This is a genomic window from Bartonella sp. CM31XJBT (assembly GCF_028618555.1).
Lineage (GTDB): Bacteria > Pseudomonadota > Alphaproteobacteria > Rhizobiales > Rhizobiaceae > Bartonella.
The window spans coordinates 1-5,436 of sequence record NZ_JAQITD010000049.1 but is presented as its reverse complement, the minus strand read 5'-3'; the positions used below and the strand labels follow the sequence as shown (position 1 = coordinate 5,436).

Here is a 5,436-nt window from a genome sequence, read left to right as displayed (position 1 = left end):
GAAAAAAGGCTGTCTTTTCATTATCCTTCCCAAAGGAATGAAAAGCATTCCGCATTGTCTCTAATGTCTTATTTTGCGCGGTCATATCCACTAAACCAGCATGAAATAAGGCATTTGGCAAAAGAAGATAAGTTGGAACCTGTGGAACAACAGCTCTAATTTGGAGATTAGACGAGGAATCCAAAGGGTCAGAAGACCCAGAAGGCTTTGGTTCAACAGGGGCAGAAGGAGTGGGGACAGAATCTGGAGATGAAGGAGATACCGGAACAGAAGACGGTGATAGAAACTCTATGAAATGATTATTAGATGGAATTTTCTAGGAAAAAAACTGCAGTTTAGAAGGCTGCTAGTAGGCAACCTTGCTTTTTAGAGAGGGAAATCAAAAAAATTTTATTTAGGAAAATAGTGTTGAATTCCATTCTTCTGATCGTAGGAATAAATCGTTGTTTTAATGATGATATCAGCTATTTTTTGCCGAATTTTTAAGAAAAATGCTTTTGTGGAAGTATGTAGCCTATATAGATGTTGATAGGGAGTGGGGTTTTCGGTCTTAGGGGTGATGTTTTTATTCTTGTATGGGGGTAGCAATGTTAAAAGGTCAAAAAACATGTCTAAGGTATTTTCTTGTCTAAAGGGGGGGGGAAGGAAAGGAAAAGGGAAGATTTAATGATTACGAAGATTTTAGGAGACTTTGGGGGGGGGGAGATTAGGGAGATAGGATTTCTGAGAGCTCTAGAGATGCAAGGGGATAAGATTTCTGGAGGATTGTGTGGGCATTCTTTATCGGCGATGATTGCGCTTTTGGGTGCTTAATTTAATCAGTGATCTTGATTATACCACATTCACCATTTTCGCTACCGAAGGAGAGGTTTTGCCCTGCTTGATCCCAGTTAAGTGCTGAGATAGCGCTTTTCCCATAACCTTTTAGAAGGACTTCTTTTCCATCATGAAAATGTGCCGCTAAAATCATTCCATCATTGAAGCCTATTGCTACAATTTCTTTGTTTGGGTGGCATGAAACGGTGCTAACAAGCGCATTTGCTCGTGTGCCTAGTTCTAGAGGTGTTTTTCCCATGGGGCCATCTTTTGTATGAAAGGGCCAAACAATTGCGGCAGAGGCACCTGATGTTGCTAGCCATTTTCCTTTTGCGCTCCAAGACCAGCTTTTGACTTTGCTTGGGTAGCCACTCATCCGTAAATGTTGATTATCAGTGAGACGCCAACCGTGTAAAGCGTTTTCTTGCATCGTGGAAATGACATAGCGGTTGTCTGGTGAAAAGGTGACGCCACAATGAGCTCCTTTCCATACCAATGTGGTGGGAGATACTTGCGTTGATAACCAATGAAGAGTGACTCCATTGTAATGGGCAACGGCAAGTCGTAAACCCTTTGGGGCAAAAGCGAGGCCTTCTACACTGCGTTCATGTGTGAGCTCTTGTCGTTCTTTTCCAACATGCGCAAATGCGAAACGTGAGGAGGAAAAAGCAAAAGCTTTTTGTGGACCAAAAGCAACGTTGTTTATCCATTTGCGTTCTTTTTGGCTTAACACTTCCGTGTGATCTGCTGCGGTTGTTTGACAGACTTTTCCATCTTCTCCACCGGTGATGATCGCGGTATTGTCATGGGAAAAATGGCTTGAAATTATTCCTTGGTGAACTTCAACGATTTGTGGGGCTGGATTAAAAAAAACAATGAAACCTTCTACGGAAACAAAGGCTGGTTTATTGCCTATAAAACCGCAGGAAAGGCAGTAACTTTTGAGATCATAATGGGTAATGTTTGGCATTATCACTCACTTATGCGCAATTTTCAAAACCAGTTTTTAATTTTTCAGCATCAAGAGAGCGTCCTATAAAAACAAGGCGACTTTCTCGTTTTTCATCTTCACGCCATGGGCGTTGATGTTGTCCCTCAAGAAGCATATGTATTCCTTGAATGACGTAACGATCATCGTCTCTTTGAAAGGCGATAATGCCTTTAAGGCGCAATATATCAGGTCCTTGTTGCTGTGTAACCTGCTGGATCCAAGGGAAAAACTTTTCTGGTTGCAGAACATCTGTTTTTAAACTTACAGAAGTGATGGTAATATCATGAATGGGGGATGCGTGATGATGGTCATGATCATGATTACAATCGGGACCACATACATGATCTGCGTGATGATGGTCAAGAAAATGGGGATCATTATCTAAAGTGCGTTGGAGATCAAAGAAGCCACGATCGAGGAGTTTATCAACAGGGATGTTAACGCGCTCTGTTGCGTAAATTATAGCACGAGGATTAATGGCGAGAATAAGGGATTCAGCATGGCTGCGTTCTTGTTGGGTGACAAGATCAATCTTATTTAAAAGAATAATATCCGCGAAGGCAATTTGATCTTCAGCTTCACGACTTGTTTTCAGTTGAGAGGGAAAATGCTTTGCATCAACGACCGCTATGACACTATCGAGAGCTGTTTTTTCATGGATAGTATCATCCATGAAAAAGGTCTGTGCTACAGGAACAGGATCAGCAAGCCCTGTCGTTTCTATAATGATCGCGTCAAATCGATGAGAACGTTGCATCAGACTTTCCAGAATGCGAATGAGATCACCACGTACGGTGCAGCAAACACAGCCATTATTCATTTCATAAATTTCTTCGTCTGATTCAATGATCAGGTCATTATCAATACCAATTTCACCAAATTCATTGACAATGACGGCATAACGTTTGCCATGATTTTCACTGAGAATGCGGTTGAGAAGGGTGGTTTTTCCAGCACCAAGATAGCCTGTGAGAACCGTAACGGGAAGTTTTTTGGGGTGTGTCGTTTCCATGGAGAGACCTTTTATTGTTCTTTATTGCCATGTGTTTATGTTAAATCGATTGATATCATCAAGTAAATCACGAAGCTGAGACAGAACATGAGAAAAGATTGCTTCACCGGCTTGTGGTGTTGCTTTGCTTGCGTTTCCTGCCGCACCTTGCGTGTTCAGATCTCGCATTGTCCAACCAAAGGCATGAGGACCATAAGCACGTAAATATCGATAATTGGCAATCATATCCGCTTGTTTATTATGAAAATTTTTTGCCTTTTCCATATGGACTTTTTCTGGTGCTAAATAGAGCATGAGAGAGGTTTCGATAAAGCCTCCATGGATATCAAGATGTTGTTGAGACGGCTCTATGAGACCTTGTGGTAAACCAAAACGGCTCCAGCTTGTTGCTACAGCGAGCATGGAAAGGCGCCTTCGTAATTCGGTGATAACGATGCTCATTAAAGGTGAATTGCCTCCGTGAGCATTGAGAAGAAGAAGACGGTTGATCCCTTTGTGATAACAGTTTTCACCAATCTTTATCCATCGCTTAATCGCATCGGAAAAGGTAAGAGTTTGTGTACCTGTAACATCCATATGTTCTATAGAATAGCCAATCTTTTCAACCGGTAAAAGTGCGATATGAAACTGCTCTTTTGTTTGTAAAGTGAGGGCTTTTGCAAAAGCTTCAGCAATAATCCAGTCGGTTTCGAAAGGAAGGTGCTCTCCGTGATATTCGTGTGCGCCCAAAGGTAAAAGAGCGAGAAAAGGCTTGTTAGATACCATAAATTATTGCCTAAAAGAGAAGTTAACATAGACAAAGTGATCGAAGGTGCTGTCACTATTTAATCTATCTATAAGAGAAACGCAAATAGGCGTCTTTTTACATCACATATGGATGCATAAAAATGAGAGCTTTGTTAAAAATAGAGAAGCTTTTATTGAGCAATGCCAACGCAACTTTTCTGTAATATTAGGCAATCTTTCTCAAGATAGTTGTCTTTTGTAAGTATTTCTGATGTATATTATCATTTTTAATAAGTAAATATTCATACATATTAAATACTTCACATAAATAATGAAAAAATTATTTTTCATTATTTATTAAAAATGTAATTTTTTCTGTAAATTACATATTATTTTTTTATTATAGAGCGAGGATGATCAAAGTATTTCTATTATTACAATAGTACAGACTTTTGTTGCAATCAGGAACTCTATTCAATTATCTGTATATTACAAAAGAATAGAAATATTTGTTGATTGATTTTACTTTGGATAGTGTCTTAACAGATTTTAGTGTTCATGAGAAAAAATAAATATAAAGGGAAGAATTCACGTAAGATAAATTTGTAATCTCATAGAGCAGTTTATAAGATGATTCAGTAAGAAACACCGTTGGATACATAATAAACAGAACGCCATTGTGTTGCACATTGACGCTTTTGTTTTAAAGAAACCTTTCTCAAGGTATCCAAGCCTATTTCGCAACGGCGCCCGTGAATATTATAACGGTAAAGCCTTATAATATAAAACCTATTGTGTTCCACCATATTTACACTTTTAAAGTAAAAAGGGGCACCATCATTCACTTTGCTAGTTTTCAATACTGTGTTAACAGCGCTTGTTAGTTAAAATACCTCATAAGTGATATTTTCCTTTCTTTAAGTGTGTTTACACACACACACCGATCTCGTTTGTGATTTGCAAGTGAAGAAATTTGATTGATTCAATATAAACAGAGTTAAAATTAAGAGAGTTTTATAATCGTCAGCTTTCTCATTCAACATGCAAAACAATAAATTATTATTATAGATTAATATTTTGCGATTAAAGTGATCGGTTGATGAATTTATCATTCAATATCAGTTTTCATGGCGTTATTTTTTCAATGTGCTACTTAAGTTGGTATTTTAAAAATGCAATTTTTTAGTAAGTTTCTCTATTCCTTTTCTTTCAAGCATTTGATTAATTCTTTATTATTATTTATTTTGCACAGATTGAAGACAGTTATGTGAATATTGCTAAAAATTTCGTTCAAAGAGAATTATTTATTACTAATATAGAGTAAATATAATTACTCAAAATATAAATATGGCTGTGATCTACAATATTGACGAAAAATATGGAATAACTTTTATGAAAATTAAGAAAGAAAGTTTTTTCAGTATTTTGGGGATCATCTCATTTTTCATGACTCTCTTTTTATCTGGTTTTAGGTAGTGTTTTGGTGCTCTAGTGTTGCTTATAATTTTTTGTAAATCTGATAGATTTACTTATTTTATGCGTTTGTTTTATTAGGTTTGAAAGTCAATATTTTGTGTTCTTTATGCTGTATGGGATAAAGGGGGCTGAATTACCTTTTTTAAGATGCTAGCAGTATTTTTTCTTTTTATATATCAATAAAAGTTGAGAATCATTTTATTAACGTCTCTTCCATTTGAAAATAGAGATCTTAATTGCTTTTTATACTTTATACCTGTTTTATAGAAAAAGAGTACACTATTTTAAGGTTTATTTATTATGATAAACTTGTTTTAGATCAAGTTTTTTATTCGCTACCAATTTTATGTTTCAATATTACTGATGAGTTATATAATAAAAGATTCACTAACAATATTCTATTTTTGTTTTTATT

Annotated in this window: 5 protein-coding genes; 1 reads left to right on the top strand and 4 read right to left on the bottom strand. The window is 36.6% G+C overall.

All coding sequences use genetic code 11. The features are described 5' to 3' along the window. A partial coding sequence (locus PVV63_RS09790) for a hypothetical protein (protein ID WP_404977288.1) occupies window positions 1–184 on the bottom strand: 184 nt, incomplete at its 3' end. 482 nt (window positions 185–666) lie between these two features. Here PVV63_RS09790 and PVV63_RS09785 point away from each other — a divergent pair. After that, the gene (locus tag PVV63_RS09785; RefSeq protein ID WP_273791691.1) at window positions 667–813 is read left to right on the top strand and encodes a hypothetical protein; all 147 of its coding nucleotides are present in this window, start codon (window positions 667–669) and stop codon (window positions 811–813) included. 1 nt (window position 814) lies between these two features. On the opposite strand, the gene PVV63_RS09780 is transcribed toward PVV63_RS09785, so the two are convergent. From PVV63_RS09780 to PVV63_RS09770, 3 genes are read right to left on the bottom strand one after another with little or no spacing between them, the layout of a single operon-like run. After that, window positions 815–1,786 carry a WD40 repeat domain-containing protein gene (locus PVV63_RS09780; RefSeq protein WP_273791690.1) on the bottom strand — a complete coding sequence of 324 codons (972 nt, stop codon included), beginning with the start codon at window positions 1,784–1,786 and terminating at the stop codon, window positions 815–817. Between the two features lie 10 nt (window positions 1,787–1,796). Continuing rightward, window positions 1,797–2,819 (bottom strand): GTP-binding protein, encoded by a 1,023-nt coding sequence (locus tag PVV63_RS09775; RefSeq protein WP_273791689.1) that lies wholly within the window; start codon window positions 2,817–2,819, stop codon window positions 1,797–1,799. Between the two features lie 21 nt (window positions 2,820–2,840). Further along, window positions 2,841–3,584, bottom strand: a complete 744-nt coding sequence (locus PVV63_RS09770; protein WP_273791688.1) for a creatininase family protein — start codon at window positions 3,582–3,584, stop codon at window positions 2,841–2,843. Window positions 3,585–5,436 lie beyond the last annotated feature (1,852 nt).